We start from the raw sequence: 25,459 nt of genomic DNA, 5'->3' as shown, positions 1-25,459 counted from the left end.
GGCTTACTCGAGACAGCGTTCGACCGGGCCGAACCTGTCGCCGGCAATCTCTGTTTCGAGCGCCTTGCCCATCGCCTGAAGGTCGCGCGGTGCGCCGGCGAGTTTCTCGATCGCCGCGACCGCGAGGTCGGTGGCGACGTAGTCGGGCTTGTGGCCGAGATTCTCTATCCAGACCAGTTCGGCATTCGGGAGATCCCGTTCAAGTCCGAGCGAATGCACGCGCGGCAGCACGATGGCGTCCTTGTTGCCGGTGATCACGACAGCCGGTGTCTCGATGCGAGAATATAGCGGCGCGGTCTTGGTCACGTAGTCCAGAAGCCGTGCAACGTCGGTTGCATTGGCACGGAAATGCCATGGACGCAGCACCAGTGCGACGCCGGTTCTCTCAACATAATTTTCCGCAGGCCTGTTCGGCGTGAAGACGCATTCGGTTCCCGGCCTGACCCGCATCAGGCCGAAGGGGAGCGCCAGCGTCTCGGAGAATATGCGACCGATCACGGGGACTGGCGTCAGGTCGTAATACCAGTCGACGCCGCCGGGCCAGGGATGGCTGACGGGGGCAAGAAACAGCGTACCGATGGTCTTGCCGGGATGGTTGAGCGCGAAGGTGGCCGCGATCGCGCCACCGAAGGAATGCCCGACGACCACCGCCTTTTCGATGCCGAGTTCCTCCATCAGCGCGGCGACGGTAGCGGCCTGGCCGTCCGGGGTCTCGTTCGACTTCGGGCCGCGCCCGGACCAGCCGTGGCCCGGACGGTCGAGGAAGAGAAGGTCGGCGCGACCGCCGAGTTGGCCGAGGAACGCTTCGCGCGGATCGTTGAGATTGCCGCTCGCCCCGTGAAGAAAGACGACCGGCGGCAGGTCGGTCTGTCCGTTGCCGCGGTCGAATATGTAATGCATGCGCGTATTATTGACCGTCGCGAACTCGCCCTGCGCCGGGTAGCTGCGCTCGATCCACCACGCTCCAACGCGGGTCACCGCGGCGAGGAAGATGAGCAGCGCGATCAGTGAAAGGAGCGCCGCATAGACGAGATTCATCGGTGGATGGTCTTTCGGAAACGGGATGTGGATATCAGACTGGGTCTGCGGCGAGTTCGTCGATCAGGCGGATCACGGCCTGTTGAGCCGATTGCATGGCCGGATAGACCTCGAGCGCGCGGGACCATGCCTGCAGGGCGGCTTGCTGGTTGCCTGTCCTTTCGAAAATCGTCGCCATACCGGCGAGAGCTCCGAAATGGCGCGGTTCGAGTTCGAGCACCTTGTTGATGTCGGTCATGGACTTGGCGAAATTGTCCATCGAGTAATGCAGCGTCGCCCTGCGGTTCCAGCCTTCGGTGAAATCCGGCGCGCGCATGATCACCTGGTCGAGGAAATCGAGCGCCACATTGTATTTCTTCGCCTCGTAGGCTTCGTTCGCCCAACCCATCATCAGGTCCACGGTGGCGCTGCCCGAGCGAAACCACTCCGACCATATGCCGTCGGCCAGTGTCTTCGCGTGACGCGGATCGCGCGCCTTCTTCAATTTGGCGAACAGGTCGTCGAGCCTGGTTCCCTCCGGCTCCGCTGCCAAAGGCACGTCGTCATAGACAGGTGGTTGGGGCGCCAGATTTTCTTCGGGAACGGGCAATGGCTCTTCCATGCCGGGTTCTTCGAACTCCTGGGCATGGAGGGCGGGCGCGGAAAGCGCGAGAATGGCGGTCACGGTTGCGAAGCGCAAAAACGTCTGCATGCGGGTAAGGTATTTCCCGCATCGCAAACGTCAAATGCAAAATTGCGTGAAGTCCACGGCCTTATGGCCAAACAGGCAGATCAGCCCTGGCGCGCCTTGTAGCGCGGGTTCTGCTTGTTGATGATGTACACGCGGCCTTTGCGGCGGACGAGCCGGTTGTTGCGGTCGCGGGACTTCAGTGCCTTGAGCGAGTTCTTGATCTTCATTGTAGCGCCTATGTGGCCCTTCGCGGGCTCAAACAAAAACGCGCCGGAAGGCGCGCGAAACCAGTCGGGCGGTGGATAACCGCAATTGTGTCCGGATGTCAACCGGAGCGGGGAAGAACCCGGGTAAAATGGCCCATCTTTCGACCGTCGCGGATTTCGGCCTTGCCGTAGTCGTGGACCAGCGTGTCGGCCGCATTCGCGAGTTCAGGAACTCGGTCGATGTCGCTGCCGATCAGGTTTTCCATCACGCAGTCGCTGTGGCGCGAGCCGTCGCTGAGCGGCCAGCCGGCGATGGCGCGGATATGTTGCTCGAATTGCGAAACCGTGCAGGCGGCCTCCGTCCAATGCCCGGAGTTGTGAACGCGTGGCGCGAACTCGTTGGCGCGCAGGCTGCCGTCCGCCATGACGAAGAACTCCAGTCCGAGGACGCCGACATAGGAGAGCGCGCCGGCAAGCCTGGCGGCAGCGTCGCGGGCGGCCATTTCGATGGAGGGTTCGACGGCGCTCGGCACAGTCGATGTTGACAGGATTCCGTCCTCGTGCACATTGCGCGGCGGATCGAAGGAGACGACGGTGCCATCGGCGACGCGTGCGGCGATCACCGAAATCTCGCAGGAAAACGGCGCGAATTCCTCCAGGATGACCGGCGCATTGCCGAGGCCTTCGAGCGCCTCGGCGGGTGTCGGGTCGGAGGCTTCGCCGCGGAAACGGATTTGCCCCTTTCCGTCATAGCCGAGGCGGCGGGTCTTCAGGATGCCGCGCCCGCCGAACTCCGCGAGCGCAGCCTCGAGCGCCGGGGCGTCCGCGATGGCGCGAAAGTCGACGGTCTTGATACCGACTTCGTTGAGGAAGGTTTTTTCGTTGAGCCGATCCTGGGCGATTTCCAGCGCAAGGGCGCCGGGCCGCAGGTCGGCGACTGTTTCCAGCCAGCGCGCGGCATCGAGATCGATGTTCTCGAATTCGAATGTCACGACATCGCAGCGGCGGGCGAGTTCCTTTAGGGCCGCGAGATCGTCATAGGCGGCGGTAATCTGCGCATTGCAAACCTGCGCGGCGGGACAATCCGCCTGCGGTTCCAGCACACAGGTTCGAAATCCGAGGCGCGCCGCGGCCATGGCAAGCATACGCCCCAGTTGTCCACCGCCTATGATCCCGATCGTGGCGCCACGGCGCAAGGTCATTTGCCGGCATCCTCGTCGGTTGGTTGATCGGCGACCGCGTTTGTCCGGGCGGCGCGCCATTCATCCAGCCGGGTTGCGAGTTCCGGATCCGAAAGGGCGAGAATGGCTGCGGCCATCAGGCCGGCGTTGGTCGCGCCCGCCCTGCCGATCGCCAGCGTCCCGACCGGTATGCCGGCCGGCATTTGCACGATGGAGAGTAGTGAATCCTGGCCGGAAAGCGCCTTCGAATGAACCGGTACGCCGAGCACCGGCAAGGGGGTCAGCGATGCCGTCATGCCAGGCAGGTGCGCTGCGCCCCCGGCGCCGGCGATGATAACGCCGAAACCTTCGGCCTTCGCCGTCTTTGCGAATTCATACATGCGGTCCGGCGTGCGGTGCGCGGATACGATTCGGGCTTCGTGGGGCACGTCCAGCTCGACGAGGACATCGGCGGCATGGCGCATGGTCGGCCAGTCGGACTGGCTGCCCATGATGATAGCGACTTTGCTGGTCATTGCGTGGATCGTTTCTTTGCGGTCAGGCGATAATGTCCGGAATGATCTGGTCTTCAAGTTGCTGAAGCTTGTCCTTGACGGCGAGCTTCTTCTTTTTCATGCGCTGGATCTGCATCCGGTTACAGCCGGTTGTCGTCATTGCCTCGATGGCGGCGTCGTAGTCGGCGTGTTCCTGTTTCAACCGCGCAAACGCAAGCCGCAAATCGGCCTGATCCTGCTCAGACATGGCGCTTCCTTCTTGCCTTCGTTGCGGCGGTTCACCCTGCCTGGTTTCAACGAAACGAATGGTTCACTCTTTGCAACAAATCTTCACCCATTTCCACAGAGTCATGTTCGACAGTCACCGGTTTTCATGTCACCATCCACGTTCGGGCCGCACAAGGCTCGACCAAACTGAAGGAGATATTCACATGTCCATAGAAGCTCATTTGGAGTCCCTCGTGCGCAAGCATGGAAATCTGGAAACGGAAATCTCCCAGATCCTGTCCCGTCCCAGTCCGGACCAAGTCGAGCTTACCCAGCTGAAACGCGAAAAGCTGCGCGTGAAGGAAGCGATCGAACGCATTCGTTCCGAAACGCGTCACTAGCGATAGCATTTTAGCGATCCGCAGACCGGCGGCGGTCACTCAGTCGCCGGTCCAGAACTGATCCAGCCAGATATTGAGTGGCAGAAACGCCGCCGGGTTCAGTTCGTATATTCTTTTGGTGCCCTGAGCGCGCACCGACACCATTCCCGCATCGAGCAATATCTTCATGTGCTGAGAAACGGCCGGCCTTGAAATCGGCAAGTTTTCGGCAAGCTCGCCCACTGTTCTGGGCGTGCGGCGCAATTCCTCCAGAATGTAACGTCGATGCCCGTCGGCAATCGCGTGAAAGGAGTCTGTGGAATTCATCTTGAAACGGGTAAGATCATTCTTACCCGGGGTCAAGAACCCAGGCTAGTCATTCCGTCGTAGACCAGTTTAAGTCCGACCACGAAAATCATCGCATACATGAACGGATAGAAGATATTCCGATCGATCTGCCGCACGAGCCAGGCACCGGCCAAGGTGGCGACCGGGGCGATGGGCATGAGTATGGCCGACGTCGCGAGGTTGGTGTGGTCGAGCTGCCCCAGCGCGAAATACGGGATCAGCTTGATCGCGTTCATCACCGAAAAGAAGATCACCGAAGTGCCGACATATACTTTCGGATCTTGCCCGAGAGGCAACGTGTAAAACTGGTAGGGCGGGCCGCCGGCATGCGATACGAAACTGGTGAAGCCCGACAGGACGCCGAGCAGCGATCCCTTCGCGAAATTGTGCTCGCGCGCCTCCCTCACGGATGCGCTCAGACGTTGGCGCAGATAGTCGGCGGCAAAAAGAAGCGCGATCGCGCCGACGAGAAGGCGCACATGCGATGCGGTGACCCAGGTCGCGGTATACCAGCCAATGGCCACGCCAAGTACGCCGGCCGGCATCATGATCTTGAGCGTGTGCTTGTCGTAGATGCCGCGCCAACTCCACAGGCTGACGATGTCCATGACGATCATGATCGGCAGCATGATCGCGGCAGCCTTGATCGGTGACACGACGAGCGCCAGGAGCGGCATTCCCATCAGCCCCATTGCGCCGCCGAACCCGCCCTTGGACAGGCCGACGAAGATGACCGCTGGTATCGCGGCGGCGTAGAAAAGGGGATCGGTGATGAATGGCATCCGGCGTTTCTGAAAGCCTTTCCGAACCCGATTTCGCAACGATCTGCGCTTACGGCATTTTTCCGCCCTGTGAAAGGTCGCTGCGGCCGTGTGGTGGGAACCCGCCGTAAAACCGTCCATTTTCAGGTTGAAGCGGAGCTGCAGGAAACATAGTAAGCGCCGATGGAAAACAAACAGACAGAACGTTGCGGGCTCGTGCTTGTCGCGCCGCCGGACCAATCGGGCGTATCGTTCGCCGACCGGCTCACTGCCGCGCTCGAAGGCGGCGAGGTCGCATCGGTCATCTTCCCGGCTTATGACCTGGATGAAGCTGCCTATCAGGCGCATCTCGAAGTCTGCATCCCTGTCGCCCAGGCGCATGGTGCGGCGGCGATCGTCGTCAATGACACTCGCGCCTTCGGCCGGACGAGCGCAGACGGGCTGCATGTCGATACCGGTATTCGGGACGTCGCCGAAACGGTGGAGCGCCTGAACGGCAGTCATATCGTAGGATCGGGCGGTGCGGAAACCCGCCATAAGGCTCTGGAAATGGGCGAGGCGAGACCCGACTACCTCTTTTTCGGCCGTTTTGGACAGGACACGCATCCAAGCCCCCACCGCAAGAATGTCGATCTCGCCGAATGGTGGGCCTCGATGGTCGAAATCCCCTGCATTCTGATGGGCGGCGCTTCGCTGGATACGCTTGGCGAGGCTGCCGCGACCGGCACCGAATTCGTGGCGTTGTCGAGAGCGGTCTTCGGCGAGGGTATCGATCCTGCCGCTGCCGTGGCTGCCGCGAACGACATACTCGAAAGCCATTCCCTGGGCCGCGACGCATGACTTTATCCCGCGGACATCGCGCGTGGGTGATTGTCGGTATGGTGGCGGCGATCGTCGCGGCTGCGCCTGCGGCGGGCGCTCCTGGAGGCGAAGATGTCGACATCGCGCCTTCGCGTTTCGGTGAACCGCTGCAGACGGGTGGATCGGATGATGCCGCTGCGACGCCGGATGCCGAAGGTGTTGTGCCGTCGCGTTTCGGCGATCAGCCGGCCGACGAGGCGTTCGGCGCCTATCAACGCGGCCTCTACCTGACCGCGCGCAATCTCGCCCTGCCGCGCGCCGAACAGGGCGATGCGGCGGCGCAGACCCTTCTGGCTGAAATCTATGCGCGGGGACTGGGTGTGCCGCGCGACCCGGAAGAAGCGGCCAAGTGGTATCGTCGCGCCGCCCGACAGGGCATTCCGGAGGCGCAGTTGCAATTCGCGCTGATCCTGATGAACCGGGACAAGAAACCCGAAACAATGGAAGAGGCCCGTGAACTGATGCGTGCGGCGGCCGATGCCGGAAACGCCAATGCCCAGTTCAACTTCGCGCAGATGATCATCGACGAACGGCCGGGATCGCAGTCTATGGCGAAAGCCTATCCCTATTTCCTCGGCGCGGCCGAGAAGGGAATTGCGGATGCGCAATATGCCGTCAGCCAGATCCTCCTGAACGGCAGCGGCGGGGTCGAGCGTGACCCGGCGGCCGCGCGCGAATGGCTGCTCAAGGCGGCGCAGCAGAATTTCGACACGGCGCAATACGATCTCGGCAACTGGTACCTGCAGGGGATCGGCGGCGATCGCGATCTGGAAAAGGCCTATCTGTGGACCGTGCGAGCGGCGCGTGCGGGCAATGTCGCCGCCCAGGCCGGTGTCGCCAAGCTCTACTGGGGAGGGCTCGGAACCGAGCCGGACGATGCCGAGGCTGCGGCATGGACAGTCATCGTGCGACGGGCCGGCCTGCGTGACCGTGCCCTAGACGATTTCTGGGAAGGTTTGACCGAAGAGGAACAGCGCGCGGCCATCGAGCGGGCTAACCAGTTGCGCTGAGAATCCCTCGCGAAAGCCGGAGCCACGCGCATGCCGCTTGAAAGATCGCCGCAAGTGTGGTCTTGAACCGGCCAAATCCAGACCCGTTCCGGGCATAATAATAGTCGGTGATCTCACATGAAAATCAATGGAAACGAAATCAAGCCGGGCAATGTGATCGAGCACAATGGCGGCCTCTGGGCGGCGGTCAAGTGCAACGCGGTCAAGCCTGGCAAGGGCGGCGCTTTCAACCAGGTCGAACTCAAGAATCTCATCGATGGCACAAAGCTGAACGAACGCTTCCGCGCCAACGAAACCGTGGAGCGCGTGCGGCTGGAGCAGAAAGACTTCCAGTATCTCTACGAGCAGGGCGATGCGCTCGTCTTCATGGACAACGAGACCTATGAGCAACTCGAATTGCAGAAGGATTTCGTCGGCGATCGCGCTGCGTTTCTGCAGGACGGGATGACCGTCACCGTGGAACTGCACGAGGAAAGGCCGATCGGCGTCTCCCTGCCCGACCATGTGGTTCTCGAGATCGTGGAGGCAGATCCGGTGGTCAAGGGCCAGACGGCGACATCCTCCTACAAGCCGGCCGTCATGGAAAACGGCGTGCGCGTCATGGTGCCGCCCTTCATCGAGGCCGGCGAGAGGATTCTCGTCGACACGAACGAAATCACCTACATCCGCCGCGCCGACTGACCCGTCGTCGCCGCCTTTCGAAAGACTGAGGACAAGCTGCGATGGCGCGTTCCGCACTTATGAATGTAATGGTTCAGGCCGTGATGAAGGCCGGCCGCGGACTGGCGCGCGATTTCGGCGAAGTTCAGCATCTGCAGGTCTCCGTCAAAGGACCGGGCGATTTCGTCAGCCAGGCCGACCTGCGAGCCGAAGAGGTGCTGCGCGCCGAGCTTGAACGCGCGCGGCCGGATTACGGCTTTCTGCTGGAGGAAGGCGGGTCTGTCGAAGGCAGGGACCCGCAGCATCGATGGATCATCGATCCGCTCGACGGCACGACGAACTTCCTGCACGGGTTCCCGCATTTCGCGGTGTCGCTGGCACTTGAGCGACAGGGCCAGCTCGTCGCGGGCGTCATTTTCAATCCGGCGACGGACGAACTCTATACGGCCGAAAAGGGCGCGGGCGCCTTCCTCAATGATCGCCGCCTGCGTGTTGCGGCCCGGCGCAAGCTGACGGACTGCGTGGTCGGCTGCGGGGTTCCGCATCTGGGGCGGGGCGACCACGGGCGTTTCCTCGTACAATTGCGCCATGTGATGAGCGAGGCCGTCGGCATCCGCAGGACGGGCGCCGCGGCTCTCGATCTCGCCTATGTGGCTGCCGGCCGTCTCGATGGGTTCTGGGAGGAGTCGCTTTCGCCCTGGGACATGGCTGCGGGTATCATCCTGATCCGGGAGGCGGGCGGTTTTATTACCGACGCATCCGGCGGCACCGACATGTTCGGCCGTGGTGACATCGTCGCCGGCAACGAAGCGATCCAGAAGGCGCTGCTCTCCACGATCAACCGCCCATTGACAAATCGCTGACCCGGTCAACACTTGTTGCGGCGCACAACCTTTTATTTCTGCCACTTTTCTGGCTAATGTCGCGTGATCCAGGGGTTGTATGCGGGCAGAGGGATTCGTGAATGAGCATCGGTGACGCAGAACAGGCAGGCGTAACTGCCCATCAGCAAGGCCGTTTCGATCCCTACCGCCTGTCGAATCCGCAGGTTTTCCTGTTCTCGATGATCATCTTCCTGGTGATCGTCGGTTTCGTCGCCGCAATCCTGTACCGTCAGATATCGACGGCTTTCATGACCAATCCTGGACTGAACGGTCTCATCCTGGGCGTTCTGGGCGTTGGTATCATCCTCGTCTTTCAGCAGGTGATCGGCCTGTTCCGCGAAGTGCGGTGGGTCAATACCTTCCGCGCGGGCGATTCTCTGATGGCGGCGCGGCGGGATCCGGTCCTGCTCGCGCCGATGCGTTCTCTTTTGAGCCGCCAGCAGGCGATGACGCTTTCGACGCTCTCGACCCGTTCAATTCTCGATTCGATCGCCACACGGCTGGACGAGGCGCGCGACACATCGCGCTACCTGACCGGCCTTCTCGTGTTTCTTGGCCTGCTCGGCACCTTCTGGGGCCTGTTGCAGACGATCGGCTCCATCGGGGCGACGATCCAGTCGCTCGATCCCGGGTCGGGCGACATGAACGATATTCTGGATTCGCTCAAGGCCGGACTCAGCTCCCCGCTCGAGGGCATGGGAACGGCGTTTTCCTCGTCGCTTTTCGGTTTGTCGGGATCGCTGGTCCTGGGCTTTCTCGATCTGCAGGCAGGCCGCGCGCAGAACCGCTTCTACACGGAACTTGAAAACTGGCTCTCCTCTGTCACCGATCCGGATTCGGGCGTCGCCAATGCCGCTGCCGCCTCGGAAAGCAGCGAGGACATGAAATCGGTCGCCGAGGCGCTGCGGACGATGCAGGGCGGATCCGGCGGCAATCAGCGGGCGACGGCCGCCATGGCTAATCTCGCGGAAGGCATACAGGGGCTGGTGCGCAACATGCGCAGTGAGCAGCAGATGATGCGCGACTGGGTTGAAACGCAGTCCGAAGAGCAAAAGGACATGCGCAGGACGCTTGAGAGACTGGCTGCGGCTATCGAAAAGAACGACAGGAGCGAATAAGCGTGGCGCTTGCGCGAAATCGCCGCCATGACGGGCGCGTCGACTACTGGCCCGGCTTCGTCGATGCAATGGCGACGCTGCTGCTCGCCATCATGTTCCTGCTGTCGGTCTTCGTGCTCGCGCAGTTTCTGCTCAGCCAGGAGATCACCGGCAAGGACGCCGTTCTAAACCGGCTGAACTCCCAGATCAACGAGTTGACGCAACTTCTCTCGCTCGAACAAAGCAACCGGCAGGATGCCGAGGATCAGTTACTGGCCCTGCAGGCCTCGCTGGAAGCGGCGGAGAACGAGCGCTCGCGTCTGGAAAGCCTGCTCACCGCCGGCAGCGGAGCGAGCGTGGCGGCGCAGGACCGCATCGGTATCCTGAGTGATGCGCTGACCGAGGAACGCCAGATAAGCCAGCGCGCCCTCAGCCAGGTTGAATTGCTCAACCGGCAGATTTCCGCGCTGCGCCAGCAGATCGCGGCGCTGGAGGATGCGCTGGACGTCTCCGAACAGCGCGACCGCGAATCCAATGCCAAGATTGCCGACCTTGGCCGGCGGCTCAATCTCGCGCTGGCGCAGAGGGTGCAGGAACTGAACCGCTATCGTTCGGATTTCTTCGGGCGGCTGCGCGAAATCCTTTCGGACCGCGAGAATATCCGCATCGTCGGCGACCGTTTCGTGTTCCAGTCCGAAGTGCTGTTTCCCTCCGGATCGGCGCAGTTGAACCCGGCCGGTGCGACCGAGATGGGCAAGCTTGCCGCGGCGCTGATTGATCTTCAGCGCGAGATCCCTGGTGAGATCAACTGGGTGCTGCGCGTCGACGGCCATACGGACAATGTGCCGGTATCCGGCACTGGCCGTTTTGCGGACAACTGGGAATTGTCGAGCGCGCGGGCGACTTCGGTCGTCAAATACCTGATATCGGAAGGGGTCCCGCCGGAACGCCTCGTCGCGGCGGGCTTCGGCGAGTTTCAGCCGCTCGACCCGGCCGACACGGACGAGGCGCGGGCGCGTAACCGCCGTATCGAACTCAAGCTGACCGAGCGCTGAGGCTTTCCGGGCGCGCGCCCGGTCAGCGGTTTGTGGGTTCCGTCGCGGTTGAACGACCATGCGCCATAGGCGAGAATCCCTCCCGTCGCGAAGCCAATGGCCAGGAAGATCAGTTTGATGACAAACATTATCTCTGCCCTCCGGCTGGATCGAAGATGGCCGGAGCATGACGGAACGCCCGGTTTTCGGAAAACCGGCCCGTGCCGGGTCCGGCATGACTGACTTTTGCGCCGTCTTTCCATGGCCTGAAGGTGCGGGACATCGGATTCTCCTTTTCTACGAGGATCATGTCGTGACGCGCGTGCGATAGTTCCAATCGATTGTTTATATCTCTCCGATAGATTATCTCTATCTGGTCATGCCTTTCCGACCATCGCCAAGACAGCTCGAATATCTTCTCGCCGTAATCGAGACCGGGCATTTCCGGGAAGCGGCCCGGCTGTGCAACGTCTCCCAGCCAACCCTGTCGGCGCAGCTCCAGTTGCTTGAGGATCAGCTCGGCGCCGCGCTGATCGACCGGACGCCGGGACGTTCGCGCGCAACGCCGATCGGAGAGAAGGTTGCCGTCCTGGCGCGAACGACCCTGACCTCGCTCGATGAGATCGTGGCCGTTGCCCGTCAATCCACCGGGCAGATGGGCGGTCTCGTCCGCCTCGGGGTCGCGCCGACCTTCGGGCCGTACTACCTGCCGCGCCTTCTGCCGCATCTGCACGATGCCTATCCCGACCTTGAAATCTATATTCGCGAGGACAGGGCGCATCTCCTCGAAGCGTCAGTCATGGAAGGGACCATCGATTGCGCACTCGGACCTCAGCCCGAGGAGCGCTCGAGGCTGGACTATCTGGAATTGATGGTCGAGCCGCTTTACCTGGGCATGGCTTCCCGCCATCGATTGGCCACCGCGGGGGAGGTGAGGATCGAGATGCTGGCCGGCGAGCGCATGCTCACACTTGGATCAGGGCACAGGCTCAGCCATCAGGTCAGGGCGCTGAGCGCGCAGTCGGGCGCGGTGATGCGCGAGGAGTACGAGGGCACCAGCCTCGACGCCTTGAGGCAGATGGTCTCGATCGGCATGGGCCTGTCCCTGTTTCCCGAACTCTACGCTGCATCGGAGTTTGCGCGGCGCGAGGAACAGGTTGTCCTCAGGCGTATCGCCGACTTGCCGCTGGCGCGGTCGGTCGGCCTGCTTTGGCGGAAAGACCACGTCCGCGCATCGCATTTCGCGAGTTTCGGAGCGGCCTGTCGGCGCATCGCGGAGACAATCGGGACGCCCCGCCCGTCTTCGCTCGGTTGAGAAAGCCTACTCGGCAGCGCCGGCCACGGCCTCTACACCCGCATCGAACTGCAGCTTTGCCAGCCGCGAATAGATGCCGTTCTCGCGCCGCGAGAGGGATGAGTGCGTGCCCTCCTCGACGATATGGCCCTCCTGCATGACGAGGATGCGGTCGGCCTTGAGGATCGTCGCCAGGCGGTGGGCGATGACGATCGTCGTGCGCCCCGACATGAGCTTCTCGAGAGCTTTCTGGACCAGCTTCTCGCTTTCTGCGTCCAGTGCTGACGTCGCTTCGTCCAGCAACAGGATCGGCGCGTCTCGCAGGATCGCGCGGGCAATGGCAATGCGCTGGCGTTGCCCGCCGGAAAGGGTCAGGCCCCGCTCGCCGACTTCAGTGTCGTAGCCCTGCGGTAGCGCCGTAATGAAATCATGCGCCTGGGCGGCCTTTGCCGCCTCGATCACCTCTTCGCGGGAAGCGTCCGGACGGGCGAAGGCAATGTTGTCGGCCGCCGTGCCGGAGAAGACCGCGACGTCCTGCGGCACGATCGCGAAGCGTGCGCGCGCTTCGTCGAGTGCGGCGTCGCGAAGATCGACGCCATCGACGAGGATGCGTCCCTCGGTTGGATCGTACTGGCGCAGCAGGAGAGCGAAGAGCGTGCTCTTGCCGGCGCCCGAGGGACCGGCGACCGCCACGGTTTCGCCGGGCGCAATGGAGAAGTCGAGGCCTCTGACAGCGCTTTCGTCCGGGCGGGTCGGGTAGGCGAAGGAGACGTTTTCGAAGGCGACGGCGCCGGATGCCGGCGACGGCATCGCAACTGGCGATGCGGGTGAGACGATCGCCGGCTGCTCGTCGAGCAGTTCCGACAGGCGCTCGGCGGCTCCGGCGGCGAGTTGCAATTCGCCCCAGACTTCGGACAGCGCGCCGAGCGCACCGGCGGCGAAGACTGCATAGAGCAGGAACTGCCCGAGCGTGCCCGGCGACATGGTGCCTGCCAGGACGTTCTGCGCGCCGATCCACAGAACGGCGACAACGCTCGAAAACACCATGAAGATGGCGAAAGCGGTCAGCGCGGCACGTGTCTTGGCCGAGATGCGCGCCGCGCCGAAGGCAGCCTCGACAGCGCGCGCGAAACGCGACGTCGCGAGTTGCTCGTTGGTGAAGGCCTGAAATGCGCGCACCGAGCCGATTGCCTCACTGGCGTAGGCGGTCGCATCGGCCAGCGTATCCTGCGCGGCGCGCGACCTTACGCGCACGCGGCGGCCGAAGGCGACCAGCGGCAGGACGATGACGGGAATAGCGCCGATGACCACGCCGGACAGCGACGGGCTCGTTATGACCATCATCGTCAGTGCGCCGAAGCAAAGGATGACATTGCGCAGTGCCACCGATGCCGTCGCGCCGACGACGGATTTTATCTGTGTCGTGTCGGCGGTCAGCCGTGACACGATTTCGCCGGACATGGCGCTGTCGAAGAACGAGGAGGAAAGCGTCATGACGTGCGAGAAGACGTCGCGGCGAACGTCGGACACGACCCGTTCCCCGAGCGTGATGACGAAGTAATAGCGAAGCGCACTCGCGGCCGCGAGCAGGGCGGCGAGCACGACGAGCATTGCAAAGTAGTTGTTTATCAACTTCCCGTCGGCGTCGGAAAAGCCGTGGTCGATCATGCGCCGCACGGCGGTCGGAAGCGACAATGTAGTTGCGGCCGCCAGAACGAGGGACACCACGGCGCCGGCCATCAGCCCCTTGTAGTGAAGGAGATAGGGCCAGAGCCGTGAAAGGGGACGAAGGGCCTGCCGGTTTCGCGGTTTGGGGGTTTTCCGCGATGATTCAGTCATGGTGTCTCGCAATTCGTTCCGGTCGTCATGGGCACCGGTCTATTTTGTCCATACGCCCGGTCTTGAGCTTCGGTCGTCGGTGATGTATAGGCTCCGCATCTTTTTTGGAAGCCGTGGCCTAATGGCGCACGGCTTTCGTGATTTCAGACAGCCGCGGTATGACGGCCGGCAATCCGGACCGATCGCCCGCAGGCAAGGCAGGACAAGACAGATGAAGGCTGATATCCATCCCGAGTACCACATGATCAAGGTCGTCATGACCGACGGCACGGAATACGAGACCCGTTCGACCTGGGGCTCCGAGGGCGATACGCTCAACCTCGATATCGACTCCAAGTCGCATCCGGCCTGGACCGGCGGTCAGCAGAACCTGCTCGATCGCGGCGGTCGCGTTTCCAAGTTCAAGAAGCGCTACGAAGGCCTCGGCGTCTGATCCGACGCGCACTGCGAAAAACAAAAAGCCCGGACGATCGTCCGGGCTTTTTTCGTTGCCGATCTGCCGGCTTCAGCGGGACGCGAAAGCCGTGCGAAGCAATTCAATCTGGGAGCCGACGGGGTTGCCGGTCGGCGCAGCCTGGGTGACGGTTTCGATCTCGGTGCCGAACAAATCCTGGTCGAGACGGCAGACATAGGCCTGCAGGCGCAGGGACCGGTTGACCAGCAGGCGAAACGTCTCCGGAAGCTCGTTCCAGCCATTGGCATTCGTCTTGGCGGAGGAGGTGTCGAGACGGATCTTTTCCTTCTCGGTCATCATCTGCTCGCGGCTCATCTCGCCTGCGTTCAAGGCGCGCTGCAGCAGAAGCCAGGACGCGATCTGCATGAGGCGGGTGGTCAGGCGCATCGACTCGGCCGCGTAGAGCGTCGCAGAGATGCGCGACAGGCGCTTCGCTTCCGCGCGGCCCTCTCCGTCGAGATAAGCGGCCGTTTCCTCGACCAGCCCCATACCGTCGGCATAGAGCTTCTTGAACGCGGTCGACGATGCCTTTCGCTCGATGAAATTGATCGTGTTCGACCGCTTGCTCAACTCCGACATACCCGTAAACCCCACCTGATTCCTGCGCCATTTTCTGCTTGATCATGATGTACGTGCAGGGGCGCTCCCGCACACCGGCATATTGGGCATGTTCACAGTTCAGCGCAACAAGATGCTTAATGCAAGGTTAACGCCACCGGAGGGCATGTCCCGCTATGGCGCACTGGACTCAGGACAAAAAAAAGAGCCGCAAAAAGCAGCTCTCAGGAGTTAAAACAGGGAGGCGTCAAACAAAGCAACGGTGTCGCTTCGAATGAGTTCGGACGAATCCGAACGAACACAGTAAACAGCCGTAAAGCTTAATACCGGGTTAATGGAATTGCGAATTCCTGCCGTTTGCGCCTTTTCGGGACAAATTACAGTTTGAAAAATGCTTCGGCCGCATTTCGGCTGTCCGACTTGGTATCGACTTCGCGTTTCAACCGCGCGATCTCTTCCCCGAGCGCATCAATCGTCTCGTTCAATTCGTCCACCGACATCAGCGAAATGTCCTGGCCAAGCTGGTAGGCCGGTTTCCGTTTCGGCTCTTCTTCGTCCATCGGCTTCTCCTTCGCGCATGCGGTTGCCGTTCGCCCTGCGCAACCCTACAGTCCCGGCCGGGCGAGGAAAAGACAACCGAAAAAGCGGGACCAGGGCATGACGATGATGAAGGCGGTCGAGATCGGCGAACCGGGAGGGCCGCGCGCACTCAAGATAACGGAACGTCCGCGACCGGAAGCCGGCGAGGGCGAAATCCTCGTTCGCGTCAAATGCGCCGGCGTGAACCGCCCGGATGTGCTGCAGCGCATGGGCGCCTATCCGCCACCGGCCGGCGCTTCCGATATTCCGGGTCTCGAAATCTCAGGCACCGTCGAGTCCACGGGTCCCGGTGCGACACGGTTCGCGGCCGGCGATGCGGTTTGCGCTCTGCTGCCGGGCGGAGGCTATGCCGAATATGCGGTGGTCCATGAAACGAATGCGCTGCCCGTTCCGGGCGGATATGCCTTTTCGGAAGCGGCCGCGATCCCGGAGACCTATTTTACCGTCTGGCACAATGTCTTCCAGCGCGGTGGCCTGAAGGCGGGCGAGGTTTTGCTCGTTCATGGCGGCACGTCGGGCATAGGAACGACGGCGATTCAGCTTGCGAAGGCGTTCGGCGCCAAGGTGATCACCACAGCGGGCAGCGCGGAGAAATGCGCCGCATGCGAAAAGCTGGGCGCCGACCGCGCGGTGAACTATCGCGAGGAGGATTTTGTCGAGGCGGTCAGCGAGTTCACGGACGGCAACGGCGCCGACGTGATCCTCGACATGGTGGGCGGCGACTACATAACCCGCAACTACGAGGCGGCGGCGCTCGAGGGCCGCGTGGTGCAGATCGCATTCCTCGGCGGACGAAAGGCCGAGGCCGATTTCTCGCTGCTGATGGTCAAGCGACTTGTTCATACCGGTTCGACGCTTCGCGCCCGCCCGGTCGAGTTCAAGGCCGGGTTGGCGCATGAACTGCACGAGAAGGTTTGGCCACTGCTCGCCGACCGCAAGATACAGCCGGTCATGGACATGATTTATCCGCTGGCCGAGGCCTGGCGGGCGCATGAGCGCATGGAGGCGGGCAATCATATCGGGAAAATCGTGCTCGACATCGGGTAGCCGCCTTGTCTCGCAATGATTTCATTCGCCGGATGGACAGGGCCCGGCGAACCGGATAGCGTTGCGTCACCGGCTCGGATCAAGGCGCCGGTAGATGAACGGAAGGCCCCCCTTGCCGAAGTCCACGAGACCTGCCGGGCGCCGCTTCCAACTTTTTCTGATCAAACCGTCCCACTATGACGACCGGGGCTATGTGATCAGATGGTGGCGTTCGATGATACCATCCAATTCGCTGGCCGCGGTCTACGGAATTGCAGCCGATTGCGCCGATCGCGAAGTGCTCGGACCCGATGTCGAAATCGACATCGAGGTGATCGACGAAACGAACACCCGTGTCGATGTTCCCGCAATCCTCGCCCAGCTTCGCGAGAATGACGGCTTCGGCATGATCGCGCTGGTCGGCGTGCAGTCGAACCAGTATCCGCGTGCCGTCGATATCGCGCGGATGTTCCGTGAAGCCGACGTTCCGGTGGCCATCGGCGGTTTCCACGTGTCCGGCTGCCTCGCCATGCTCGACGACGACAATGTCGATCTCGATCAGTGCCGAAAACTTGGCGTTTCCATATTCGCCGGCGAGGCGGAGGGTCGTTTCGACACCGTCCTGCGGGATGCCGCAGCACGACGGCTCGAACCGGTCTATAACTTCATGAACGATCTGCCGGGTATCGAGGGCGAACCGGCGCCGTTCCTGCCGAAACGCTTCGTGGAACGGACCACCGGGCTCAGTTCCAGCTTCGATGCCGGGCGGGGATGTCCCTATCAATGCTCGTTTTGCACGATCATCAACGTACAGGGGCGCAAGTCACGCTTTCGGACCGCCGATGACGTCGAGCAGCTTGTCCGGCTCAACTGGGCCGAAGGCATCCATAAATTCTTCATCACAGACGACAATTTCGCCCGCAATCGAGAATGGGAGTCGATCTTCGATCGCCTGATCGAACTGCGCGAGCGCGACGGCATTCCGCTCGGCCTGATGATCCAGGTCGACACGCTTTGCCACAAGATCGAGAACTTCGTCGAAAAGGCCAAGCGTGCCGGCGTCACGCGCGTTTTCATCGGCCTCGAAAACGTCAATCCGGAAAACCTCGCCGCAGCCAAGAAGCGCCAGAACAAGATCACCGAGTATCGCGAGATGCTGCTCGACTGGAAGGCGCAGGGGATCATGACGCTTGCCGGGTACATCCTCGGGTTTCCCGCCGATACGCCGGAAACGATCCGCCGCGACATCGCCATCATCCAGGAGGAACTGCCGCTCGATGTCATAGAGTTCTTCATTTTGACGCCGCTACCGGGGTCCGAAGACCACCAGAAGGCCTGGCGCGCGGGAACGCCGCTGGAACCGGACCTGAACGCCTACGATCTCAACAATGTCTGCATGCCGCATGAGCGCATGAGCCGGCAAGAGTTGGAGGACATCTACAGCGAGGCCTGGCGCCTTTATTACACGCCGGCCCATATCCGGACCCTGTTGCGTCGTGCCGCGGCGACCGGATGTTCCGTCACCAGTCTGGTGAAGCTGCTCGTCCAGTTCGGAATCGGTGTGCGCCTCGAGGGTATCCACCCGCTCGAAATCGGTGTTGTGCGTCTACGGCATCCCTCCGAACGCCGACCCGGTTTGCCGCAGGAAAACCCAGTCTCCTTCTGGACGCGTTTCGCAGTTGAGACCGTCGCCAAGCAGATGCGGCTTGTCGGCGCGATTGCGCGCGTGGCGATCCCGGCAATCGTGATCACGAAGAATCCGGCCACCAAGGCCTATACCGACAAGGCGCTCACGAAAGGCGCGGAAGACGAGACCCTCGATCTCTATCAGAAGACGACCGGCGGACAGGCGGCTGTCGCCCATTCAAAGAAGATCGCAGCGCTGACGGCGCGCGCATGACGCTTGCCGCGCCAGCCCTGTCAAACAGGGATACCCAGTAACTTTGGTCATGCTCATTCGCTTCGGCTACGATCTCACCGTCACGTGCGAACTTCCAACTCCGATGGTTTGCCTGATGGACATCAGGCCGGAACGCGCAGGCTCGATGCTTGCGCCGGAGAAGGTCGTCACCTCGCCGGAGGTCGAAACGCACACCTATGTCGACATGTTCGGCAATGTCTGTCGCCGCTTCGTCGCGCCGGCCGGCGATTTCTCGATATGGGCGGACGGAACCGTGGAGGATTCAGGCGAACTGGATCCGGTCAGGCCGGAACTGCAGGAAATACCGGTCGCCGAGTTGCCGGATGACTGCCTCTCCTATCTGCTAGGCAGCCGGTATTGCGAGACCGACGAACTCAGCCAGACGGCCTGGGATCTGTTTGGCAACATCGCGCCCGGCTGGGGCAGGGTCCAGGCGATCTGCGATTATGTGCACAGTCACCTGACGTTCGATTACATGGCGGCGCGTTCCACGCGCACCGCACTTGACGCCCATGTCGAGGGAGTGGGCGTCTGCCGAGATTTCGCCCATCTCGCCATCGCTTTCTGCCGGTGCATGAATATCCCGGCACGCTACGTGAACGGACATCTCGGCGATATCGGCGTTCCGATTCTCGACCCGATGGATTTCTCTGCCTGGATGGAAGTTTATCTTGGCGGCGAATGGGTGACGTTCGACCCGCGCAACAATATACCGCGCATTGGCCGGGTGGTGGTGGCACGCGGACGTGACGCGGCCGACGTGCCGCTGATCAACTCCTTCGGCCCGCACGTGTTGAAGTCGTTCCGGGTCTGGACCTACGACGTGACGGGATTGTAGCAGACGAGAAAAAGCCGGAGCGTCGCCGCCCCGGCTTTCCCGATCGGCCTTGGGAGGCGTCGATTACATGGCGCCGAGGCGCAGGAAGAGCGTCTCACCGTTCGAATCGTCGATGCCGTCATTGTCGGTCACGGCAAATCCGTTGCCGGCGGCATCAATGGCGAAGCCTTCGATCTTGTCGACGACATAACCGCCGGTCGATTTCAGATCCGGGATGAAGTCGTGAACTTCTTCCTTGGAGACGAGCGGCAACTCGCCGCCGAGCGGGGCCGGCGTCATTTCGGACAGCGGCACGCGGAAGAGCTTCTTCAGCTTTGCGGCCTGACCGATCTGGTTGTCGCGCTCGACGATGTAGGCGAAGTCACCATTGGCGGTGATCTCCGACAGGCCGACCCAGCCGGCACCCTTTTTCTCGAGCGGGTAACGCACCGCGCCCCATTCCCCGGTGTCTGTGTTGTAGGAAACGAGCTTGACCTGACCGGCCTCGTCGTCGGCCCATTCACGCTGGATGGCGATCCAAAGCGTATCGCCGATGCGGGTGACGCCTTCGGAACCGAAGCGCTTCTCGACGGCCAGAAGTTCCGGCGGGAAGGCGACCTGCTTCTTGATCTCGCCCTTGGCGTTGACGTGGTAGAGGGCATGCGGGATCAGGCGGTCGGTACGGCCTTCCGATGCGATCCAGAAGCCGCCTTCGCCGTCCGTGGTTATCCCTTCCTGATCGAAGAGCTGGGCCGGCGCGCCGTTGCGGGTAACGCGGGTGGCCTTGATGATCTTCGCCGGTGTCTGGTTGGCGTCGATGGTGAAGATCGTCGGCTGCATCGAATAGAAGCTGTCGTTGACGCCATAAAGGATGCCTGCCTGCTCCTCATCCGCGACGAGACCCGACATGGCGCCCCAGCCGATCGGACGATCACCGTCCATGCCTGAAACGAGCATCGGATAGGCGGCTTCGCCTTCGTCGTAGGAATAAATGGTGACATGCGAACGCACGCCGCCATCGTCGATCAGATCGGCCTCGTTGGCGACGGCGAACAGGTTGCGGCCGGGAATGGCGACTGCGCCTTCCGGGGCGAGCGCCGTCGGCAGGAGCTGCTTGAACACGGGCTCCGCGCCGGTGTCTTCATAAACGCCGACCACGGAACCGCGCTCGGAAAGAAGGAAGATGAAGGTCTTGTCGCCGAACGTGCCGACTTCCATGCCTTCGGGCTCTGCGCCCTTGTTGCCGGAGCGCTTCTCCGGATAGTGGCCGGCCATCGCGACCTCGTATTCGAAGGAGAGACCGCTTTCATAGAGGACTTCGCCTTCCTTCGAGAAGATGGTGAAGCCGCGCGATCCGCCCTTCCAGTCGCCCTCATTGGCGATGACGAAGCGGTCATTGTCGAGCCACTGCACGGCGTCCGGCTCGCGCGGGACGGCGGTGAGCTTGTCGTCGAAGGTCAGCGCGCCTTCTTCCGCGGTATCGACATTGTCGAGATCGACCGTGCCTGCGGAGAAATGCGAGAGGATTTCACCGGTCTTGCCGTCTACGACGGCGAGGTAGTTGTTCTCCTGCATCGTGACGACGATTTCGCCCGCATCGTTGAAATCGACGAATTCCGGCTCTGGATCCTCCGGCGCGATATCGGCGATACCGGTCATGTCGACCATCTTCAGGCTGCCGCAGTCCAGTGCTCCGTTCGAGGCAGAAACGATGGCGAGACCGCCGGCGGGCATCTGCGGAAGACCGCCGTCGCCGGCATCCTCATCGCGTTCGTTCTCGATCGCAACCGCGACCATGGAACCGTCTTTCGACAGCGCGACGGAGTCGGGCTGGCCGCCGAGGTCGCAGCTCTGTTCGATCTCGCCCGATTCCAGATTGACGGAGAGGAGGGCGCCGGACGGCTCGGTGTAGCTTTCGGATGTGTTCAGGCCGACAAAAGCGTGGCCGGACTGGATGACGAGGGATGTCGGCTCGCCGTCGAGCTTGACATATCCGCCAGGCGCCGGATTGGCCGGGTCCGAGATGTCGATCATTCCGATGCCGCCGAAGGGGCTGTCGGAATAGACCAGCGTCATGCCGTCTTCGGTGACGTAGATGATCTCCGAGGAGGTCTCCGATGCCGGGTCGGCATCCGCCGGAAGGTTGGTGTTGACCGGGAAGGACGCGACGCGGTTGAAGACCGGATCAGCGGATGCGGCGGTGGCGGCGAGCAGCGCGGCGAGCGCCGTACCAGTGGCCAGCAGTCTGGTTTGTTTGGACATGCCTCAGCTCCCTGAGATTGCGTGGAATCGGTAAAACGGACGCGGAATCGGCCCGGCAATCGACGCGCGACTTGTTGGCGAGGTGCATGACAGCGCCATGACGGGATGACGAAGAAATGATGACAGCTTTCGCGGTCCGCTTAGCGCGCCGTTAACGACGTTGCGATTCGCGATGAGGGCGTTAAGTGTCTGTCAAAAGCGCGATTGTTACGAGTTCGGGGAGCGTCTGTCGCAACGGCAGGGCATGATGCCGATCGCTCTCCCGGCCGGGCCGGATGTCGCGCGCCGCCATAGCGGACGCGCCAACGCCATCAACAACAAGTCGTCAAGACAGACCGGCCAATCGGCAACCAGCGAGATTGGCCCGTCGGATGAATTTGCATGGGTCGGCACAGCAAGCGTGACTACATTGCAGGGGAGAGAAGCGGGTTGCGCGCGACAGGCGCGGGCTCGAAATCCGGCAATGCCTCGGAGGTGGAGATGCGCCATGCGCTGGCTGCATCCTACCAGTCGATGTTCGCTGCGATCCTCCTGCCGATCTCGTTCTATTTCGCCCTGACTGTCTTTTATCACCTGTTGGTTGCGGATGCCGCCGGCCATGCATTCTTGTCGGTTTCCTCGGCACTGATCGCGATGGCTTTCCTCGCGATGGGCCTTGATGTTCGTCGGCGGGCCCTGAGCTATCGCGAACTGGAATTTTTTGGCTTCGCCTTTTTCGCGCTGATCAATCTCAAGGCGGCGGCCAACAACTTCGTGCAGCTGGAGCCGGCTAAGCTCTTCTTTTTCATGCTGCCCATGCTGATTGTCGCCATCTTCGGTATCAGCACACGGCTTGTTGTCACCGCGATCCTGTCGTCGGTCGCCACCATGCTGGCTTTCGCGAGCTAGGCAGGCGGCGACATGCTCTTGCAAGCCTCGATGATCGCGCTTGCCGGCTCGCTCGCGGGCTATTGCATCTCGACACTCACACGCGGGGCGATATCGCGTGAGATTCGGGCGCGCATGACCGCCGAGACGCTGCGGCAGACGGCCGAGGCGCAGGCTGACCAGGACATGCTGACCGAATTGCCGAACCGCCGGAATTTCTTCAGGCGCCTTCGAGAGAGGCTCGAACGTGGCCGTGCCGGTGGCGAGGAGTTCGTGCTGGGCGTCGTCGATCTGGACGGCTTCAAATCGATCAACGACAGTTACGGCCACACAGTGGGCGACCTTTTGCTGATCGAGGTTGCCGCGAGGCTTCGTGACGCCGGAGGCGGGAACGGGCTGGTCTCGCGGCTCGGCGGCGATGAGTTCGCGATCCTGATCGACGGCGCGCGAAACGATGAGCAGTTGCATGGGCATGGCGACACGATCCGGGAAAGCATTGCCAGCCCTTACCTGATATCGGACATCGAGTTTTCCGTCTCCGCGTCGGTGGGATTCGTTCGCTCGACGATCGCCGATCTCGATGAAACGGGCCTGATCGAGCGGGCCGACTTCGCCATGTTCCGCGCCAAGGCAAACGGCAGCGGCACGGTCATCTTCTCGCACGAGCACGAAGAGGATCTGGAGCAGATCGGCCGTGTGGAGCAGGCATTGCGGTCCAGCGACAAGGAAGCGGAGATGTCCGTCGTCTTCCAGCCGCAGGTGGATATCGCCTCCGGTGAAACGACGGGCTTCGAGGCCCTGGCGCGCTGGAACAGCCCGTCACTGGGCAATGTGCGCCCCGACGTTTTCATCGCGGCGGCGGAACGGACCGGCCTGATCGAGGAAATGACACCAATCCTTCTCGGGAAGGCACTCAAGATCGCCAGGGACTGGCCCGGCGATATCAAGCTGTCCTTCAACCTGTCCATTCGCGACATCATGTCGTCGACGGCAATCGACAAGCTGTGCCGGATCATAGAGGCAAGCGACATCGATCCCGCTCGGCTCGAATTCGAAGTGACCGAAACCCTCATCATGTCTGACTTCGAGACGGCGCGAAAATCGCTTGCGAAACTGCAGACGCTCGGCGCCAGGGTCGCGCTCGACGATTTCGGCGTCGGTTATGCCAATTTCGGCCATATCGACCAGCTGGATATCAACACGATCAAGATCGATCGCAGCTTCGTTACGCGGCTCGCCGACGGGGGCCGTACCGCGAAGGTCATCAAGACGATGGTGGACATGTGCGCGACACTGGGTGTCGGCTCGATCATCGAAGGCGTGGAGACGGAGCAGGAACTCGACGTCCTTCAGGGAATCGGTGCGCGCAAGGTGCAGGGTTATTATTACTCGAAGCCGATGCCGCCGGACGAGATTCCGGCCTTCCTGTCGCGGCGTTTCCTTGCGCGGATCGGCGGCGGGCCCGCGTCGGTCGCACGCGCCGTCTGATCTTAGCCGGAATAACCTGTTATCCGTGACGCCCGGCTTTATTGCGAAGCGCGCCGAGATGCGCTATGGAGCGCTCATTCTTCCGGAAATCAGTGGTTAGACACCACGCCCGCGGCCCCGGCGCGGACGAACAGGAAAGGTTTATCCAATGGCCAATACACTTCTGATGCCCAAGGCGACGGCCGTCTGGCTCGTCGACAACACGGCGCTTTCCTTCGACCAGATCGCGCAGTTCTGCAAGCTGCATCCTCTCGAGGTCAAGGCGATTGCGGACGGTGAATCGGCGCAGGGCATCAAGGGCCTGGACCCGATCAATACCGGCCAGTTGACGCGCGACGAAATCGCCAAGGCCGAATCGGACACGAATTACCAGATGAAGCTCGCGGCCGCGAAATATGCAGTCCCGGAACTGCGCAAGAAGGGACCTCGCTACACGCCGGTCTCGAAGCGTCAGGACCGTCCGAACGCGATCCTCTGGCTGGTGCGCAACCATCCCGAACTCAAGGACGCGCAGATCTCGCGTCTCGTCGGCACGACCAAGAACACGATCGAACAGATCCGCAACCGCACGCACTGGAATTCGGCGAATTTGCAGCCGGTCGATCCCGTGGCGCTGGGGCTTTGCTCCCAGATCGATCTCGATTTCGAGGTGCAGAAGGCGGCCAAGTTGCGGCCGGCACCGGTCGAAGGAGAGCAGGGCGACAGCTTGCTGCCGGCCTCGGAAACCGAAAACCTGCCCGCCGACGACATTCTTTCGCAGCCGGTCAAGCCGAAGGAAGACGAGGAGCTCGACGCGGACGCCGTCTTTGCTCGCCTTTCCTCCCTCAAGGGCTCCCAGAGCGAGGAAGAGGGCAACGAGGACGAGCAATAGGCCTCATTTTCCTTTTTGCCATTTGCGAGGCCCGCTTTCAGGCGGGCCTTTTCTTTTTCGGACAGGTGTTCCCGAACCCGCCGCGAAGGCGTGACAAAAAGTATGCTTTCTTATCAATTTTGCGTAGGCTGGCGCTGACCGCCGGGATTGGGCGGCGCACAGAGGATGCGTGATGAACGAACGAGGTCCGAGGGCGGCCAGTCTGGGAATGCCGGGGCACCTTATAAGGCGCTTGCATCAGGTTTCGACGCATATCTTCTCGCAGCGCGTCCGTGAGGCGGGATACGATCTGACACCGGTCCAGTTCGCCGCGCTCGATGTGTTGCGTTTCAGCCCCGGCACGGACCAGGCAGGTCTCGCCGATGCGATCGCGAAGGACCGGGCAACGACCGGCTCCGTAATCGACCGGTTGGAACAGAAGGGGCTCGTCGCCAGGACAGTCAGCGGCCGCGACCGGAGGGCACGGGAACTGACGATCACCGAGGAGGGCAACAGGATCGTCGATGCTGTTCTGCCGGTGGTCGAGCGGCTTCAAAAGGAAATTCTTCCCGGCCTTGACGACGACGAGTACAGGCAGTTTCTCGCCCTGGCCGCGAAGGCGGCGAAAGCCCCGGATCTCTGACGTTTCGGC

Annotated in this window: 28 protein-coding genes; 16 read left to right on the top strand and 12 right to left on the bottom strand. The window is 62.0% G+C overall.

All coding sequences use genetic code 11. From position 1 onward, the window contains the following. Positions 1 to 3 precede the first annotated feature (3 nt). The 6 genes from LC343_RS05340 to LC343_RS05315 all read right to left on the bottom strand — a co-directional run bounded on the left by LC343_RS05340 (position 4) and on the right by LC343_RS05315 (position 3,836). Positions 4 to 1,038, bottom strand: a complete 1,035-nt coding sequence (locus tag LC343_RS05340) for an alpha/beta fold hydrolase (RefSeq protein WP_223476041.1) — start codon at positions 1,036 to 1,038, stop codon at positions 4 to 6. A gap of 34 nt (positions 1,039 to 1,072) precedes the next feature. Beyond that, positions 1,073 to 1,729, bottom strand: a complete 657-nt coding sequence (locus LC343_RS05335; RefSeq protein WP_223476040.1) for a tetratricopeptide repeat protein — start codon at positions 1,727 to 1,729, stop codon at positions 1,073 to 1,075. Between the two features lie 80 nt (positions 1,730 to 1,809). Continuing rightward, the gene (ykgO, locus tag LC343_RS05330) at positions 1,810 to 1,935 is read right to left on the bottom strand and encodes a type B 50S ribosomal protein L36 (protein ID WP_223476039.1); all 126 of its coding nucleotides are present in this window, start codon (positions 1,933 to 1,935) and stop codon (positions 1,810 to 1,812) included. A gap of 98 nt (positions 1,936 to 2,033) precedes the next feature. Continuing rightward, positions 2,034 to 3,116, bottom strand: a complete 1,083-nt coding sequence (locus LC343_RS05325; protein WP_223476038.1) for a 5-(carboxyamino)imidazole ribonucleotide synthase — start codon at positions 3,114 to 3,116, stop codon at positions 2,034 to 2,036. Further along, complete coding sequence (gene purE / locus LC343_RS05320) at positions 3,113 to 3,610, bottom strand: 5-(carboxyamino)imidazole ribonucleotide mutase (RefSeq protein ID WP_223476037.1); 498 nt, start codon at positions 3,608 to 3,610, stop codon at positions 3,113 to 3,115. Before purE ends, LC343_RS05325 begins: the two co-directional genes overlap by 4 nt. Before the next feature lie 22 nt (positions 3,611 to 3,632). Beyond that, positions 3,633 to 3,836 carry a YdcH family protein gene (locus LC343_RS05315; RefSeq protein WP_223476036.1) on the bottom strand — a complete coding sequence of 68 codons (204 nt, stop codon included), beginning with the start codon at positions 3,834 to 3,836 and terminating at the stop codon, positions 3,633 to 3,635. 184 nt (positions 3,837 to 4,020) lie between these two features. Between LC343_RS05315 and LC343_RS05310 the strand changes: the two genes are divergently transcribed. Further along, entirely contained in the window at positions 4,021 to 4,197 is a 177-nt protein-coding gene (locus LC343_RS05310; RefSeq protein ID WP_223476035.1) for a YdcH family protein, read from the top strand. Positions 4,198 to 4,236: 39 nt separating this feature from the next. Here the strand turns inward: LC343_RS05310 and LC343_RS05305 are convergent, their stop codons facing one another. Together LC343_RS05305 and LC343_RS05300 are read right to left on the bottom strand one after the other, a co-directional pair. Continuing rightward, entirely contained in the window at positions 4,237 to 4,503 is a 267-nt protein-coding gene (locus LC343_RS05305) for an ArsR/SmtB family transcription factor (protein ID WP_223476120.1), read from the bottom strand. 32 nt (positions 4,504 to 4,535) lie between these two features. Next, on the bottom strand, positions 4,536 to 5,306 hold the full coding sequence (locus LC343_RS05300) for a sulfite exporter TauE/SafE family protein (RefSeq protein ID WP_223476034.1): 771 nt from the start codon (positions 5,304 to 5,306) through the stop codon (positions 4,536 to 4,538). A 162-nt stretch (positions 5,307 to 5,468) separates the two neighbouring features. On the opposite strand from LC343_RS05300, the gene LC343_RS05295 reads away from it, so the two are divergent. The 7 genes from LC343_RS05295 (at position 5,469) to LC343_RS05265 (ending at position 12,146) form a co-directional block, all read left to right on the top strand. Continuing rightward, the gene (locus LC343_RS05295) at positions 5,469 to 6,125 is read left to right on the top strand and encodes a thiamine phosphate synthase (RefSeq protein WP_223476033.1); all 657 of its coding nucleotides are present in this window, start codon (positions 5,469 to 5,471) and stop codon (positions 6,123 to 6,125) included. Continuing rightward, positions 6,122 to 7,156 (top strand): tetratricopeptide repeat protein, encoded by a 1,035-nt coding sequence (locus LC343_RS05290; RefSeq protein WP_223476032.1) that lies wholly within the window; start codon positions 6,122 to 6,124, stop codon positions 7,154 to 7,156. Before LC343_RS05295 ends, LC343_RS05290 begins: the two co-directional genes overlap by 4 nt. Positions 7,157 to 7,273: 117 nt before the next feature. Beyond that, positions 7,274 to 7,837, top strand: coding sequence for an elongation factor P (efp, locus tag LC343_RS05285; protein ID WP_223476031.1), 564 nt, complete (start codon positions 7,274 to 7,276; stop codon positions 7,835 to 7,837). 41 nt (positions 7,838 to 7,878) lie between these two features. Continuing rightward, entirely contained in the window at positions 7,879 to 8,679 is an 801-nt protein-coding gene (locus LC343_RS05280; protein ID WP_223476030.1) for an inositol monophosphatase family protein, read from the top strand. A 101-nt stretch (positions 8,680 to 8,780) separates the two neighbouring features. Next, positions 8,781 to 9,818: a flagellar motor protein MotA gene (locus LC343_RS05275; RefSeq protein WP_223476029.1), complete on the top strand. Its 1,038-nt coding sequence runs from the start codon at positions 8,781 to 8,783 to the stop codon at positions 9,816 to 9,818. Between the two features lie 2 nt (positions 9,819 to 9,820). Next, complete coding sequence (locus LC343_RS05270) at positions 9,821 to 10,852, top strand: peptidoglycan -binding protein (protein ID WP_223476028.1); 1,032 nt, start codon at positions 9,821 to 9,823, stop codon at positions 10,850 to 10,852. A gap of 358 nt (positions 10,853 to 11,210) precedes the next feature. Continuing rightward, complete coding sequence (locus LC343_RS05265) at positions 11,211 to 12,146, top strand: hydrogen peroxide-inducible genes activator (protein ID WP_223476027.1); 936 nt, start codon at positions 11,211 to 11,213, stop codon at positions 12,144 to 12,146. Between the two features lie 6 nt (positions 12,147 to 12,152). On the opposite strand, the gene LC343_RS05260 is transcribed toward LC343_RS05265, so the two are convergent. Then, on the bottom strand, positions 12,153 to 13,964 hold the full coding sequence (locus tag LC343_RS05260; protein WP_223476026.1) for an ABC transporter transmembrane domain-containing protein: 1,812 nt from the start codon (positions 13,962 to 13,964) through the stop codon (positions 12,153 to 12,155). A 211-nt stretch (positions 13,965 to 14,175) separates the two neighbouring features. Here LC343_RS05260 and rpmE point away from each other — a divergent pair, with 211 nt between their 5' ends. Next, entirely contained in the window at positions 14,176 to 14,397 is a 222-nt protein-coding gene (rpmE, locus tag LC343_RS05255) for a 50S ribosomal protein L31 (RefSeq protein WP_223476025.1), read from the top strand. A 72-nt stretch (positions 14,398 to 14,469) separates the two neighbouring features. Here the strand turns inward: rpmE and rcdA are convergent, their stop codons facing one another. Beyond that, positions 14,470 to 14,997 carry a protease adaptor protein RcdA gene (rcdA, locus tag LC343_RS05250; protein WP_223476024.1) on the bottom strand — a complete coding sequence of 176 codons (528 nt, stop codon included), beginning with the start codon at positions 14,995 to 14,997 and terminating at the stop codon, positions 14,470 to 14,472. A gap of 356 nt (positions 14,998 to 15,353) precedes the next feature. Further along, positions 15,354 to 15,536 carry a DUF1192 domain-containing protein gene (locus LC343_RS05245; protein WP_223476023.1) on the bottom strand — a complete coding sequence of 61 codons (183 nt, stop codon included), beginning with the start codon at positions 15,534 to 15,536 and terminating at the stop codon, positions 15,354 to 15,356. 97 nt (positions 15,537 to 15,633) lie between these two features. On the opposite strand from LC343_RS05245, the gene LC343_RS05240 reads away from it, so the two are divergent. From LC343_RS05240 to LC343_RS05230, 3 genes are all read left to right on the top strand, one after another. Beyond that, positions 15,634 to 16,623, top strand: a complete 990-nt coding sequence (locus LC343_RS05240) for an NAD(P)H-quinone oxidoreductase (RefSeq protein ID WP_223476022.1) — start codon at positions 15,634 to 15,636, stop codon at positions 16,621 to 16,623. Positions 16,624 to 16,717: 94 nt separating this feature from the next. Next, positions 16,718 to 18,502: a B12-binding domain-containing radical SAM protein gene (locus LC343_RS05235; RefSeq protein WP_223476021.1), complete on the top strand. Its 1,785-nt coding sequence runs from the start codon at positions 16,718 to 16,720 to the stop codon at positions 18,500 to 18,502. A 49-nt stretch (positions 18,503 to 18,551) separates the two neighbouring features. Then, positions 18,552 to 19,361, top strand: a complete 810-nt coding sequence (locus tag LC343_RS05230; RefSeq protein WP_223476020.1) for a transglutaminase-like domain-containing protein — start codon at positions 18,552 to 18,554, stop codon at positions 19,359 to 19,361. Positions 19,362 to 19,424: 63 nt separating this feature from the next. On the opposite strand, the gene LC343_RS05225 is transcribed toward LC343_RS05230, so the two are convergent. Then, the gene (locus LC343_RS05225) at positions 19,425 to 21,602 is read right to left on the bottom strand and encodes an esterase-like activity of phytase family protein (RefSeq protein ID WP_223476019.1); all 2,178 of its coding nucleotides are present in this window, start codon (positions 21,600 to 21,602) and stop codon (positions 19,425 to 19,427) included. 381 nt (positions 21,603 to 21,983) lie between these two features. On the opposite strand from LC343_RS05225, the gene LC343_RS05220 reads away from it, so the two are divergent. The 4 genes from LC343_RS05220 to LC343_RS05205 all read left to right on the top strand — a co-directional run bounded on the left by LC343_RS05220 (position 21,984) and on the right by LC343_RS05205 (position 25,450). Further along, complete coding sequence (locus LC343_RS05220; RefSeq protein WP_223476018.1) at positions 21,984 to 22,490, top strand: hypothetical protein; 507 nt, start codon at positions 21,984 to 21,986, stop codon at positions 22,488 to 22,490. Between the two features lie 12 nt (positions 22,491 to 22,502). Beyond that, positions 22,503 to 23,957 (top strand): putative bifunctional diguanylate cyclase/phosphodiesterase, encoded by a 1,455-nt coding sequence (locus LC343_RS05215; protein WP_223476017.1) that lies wholly within the window; start codon positions 22,503 to 22,505, stop codon positions 23,955 to 23,957. A gap of 148 nt (positions 23,958 to 24,105) precedes the next feature. Then, positions 24,106 to 24,828 (top strand): DUF1013 domain-containing protein, encoded by a 723-nt coding sequence (locus LC343_RS05210; RefSeq protein WP_223476016.1) that lies wholly within the window; start codon positions 24,106 to 24,108, stop codon positions 24,826 to 24,828. A 172-nt stretch (positions 24,829 to 25,000) separates the two neighbouring features. Beyond that, positions 25,001 to 25,450: a MarR family winged helix-turn-helix transcriptional regulator gene (locus LC343_RS05205; RefSeq protein WP_223476015.1), complete on the top strand. Its 450-nt coding sequence runs from the start codon at positions 25,001 to 25,003 to the stop codon at positions 25,448 to 25,450. Positions 25,451 to 25,459: the final 9 nt, after the last annotated feature.

This window comes from Oricola indica, assembly GCF_019966595.1.
Classification (GTDB): domain Bacteria; phylum Pseudomonadota; class Alphaproteobacteria; order Rhizobiales; family Rhizobiaceae; genus Oricola; species Oricola indica.
The sequence above is the reverse complement of the archived record's forward strand: the minus strand, read 5'-3'. Positions and strand labels throughout refer to the sequence as shown.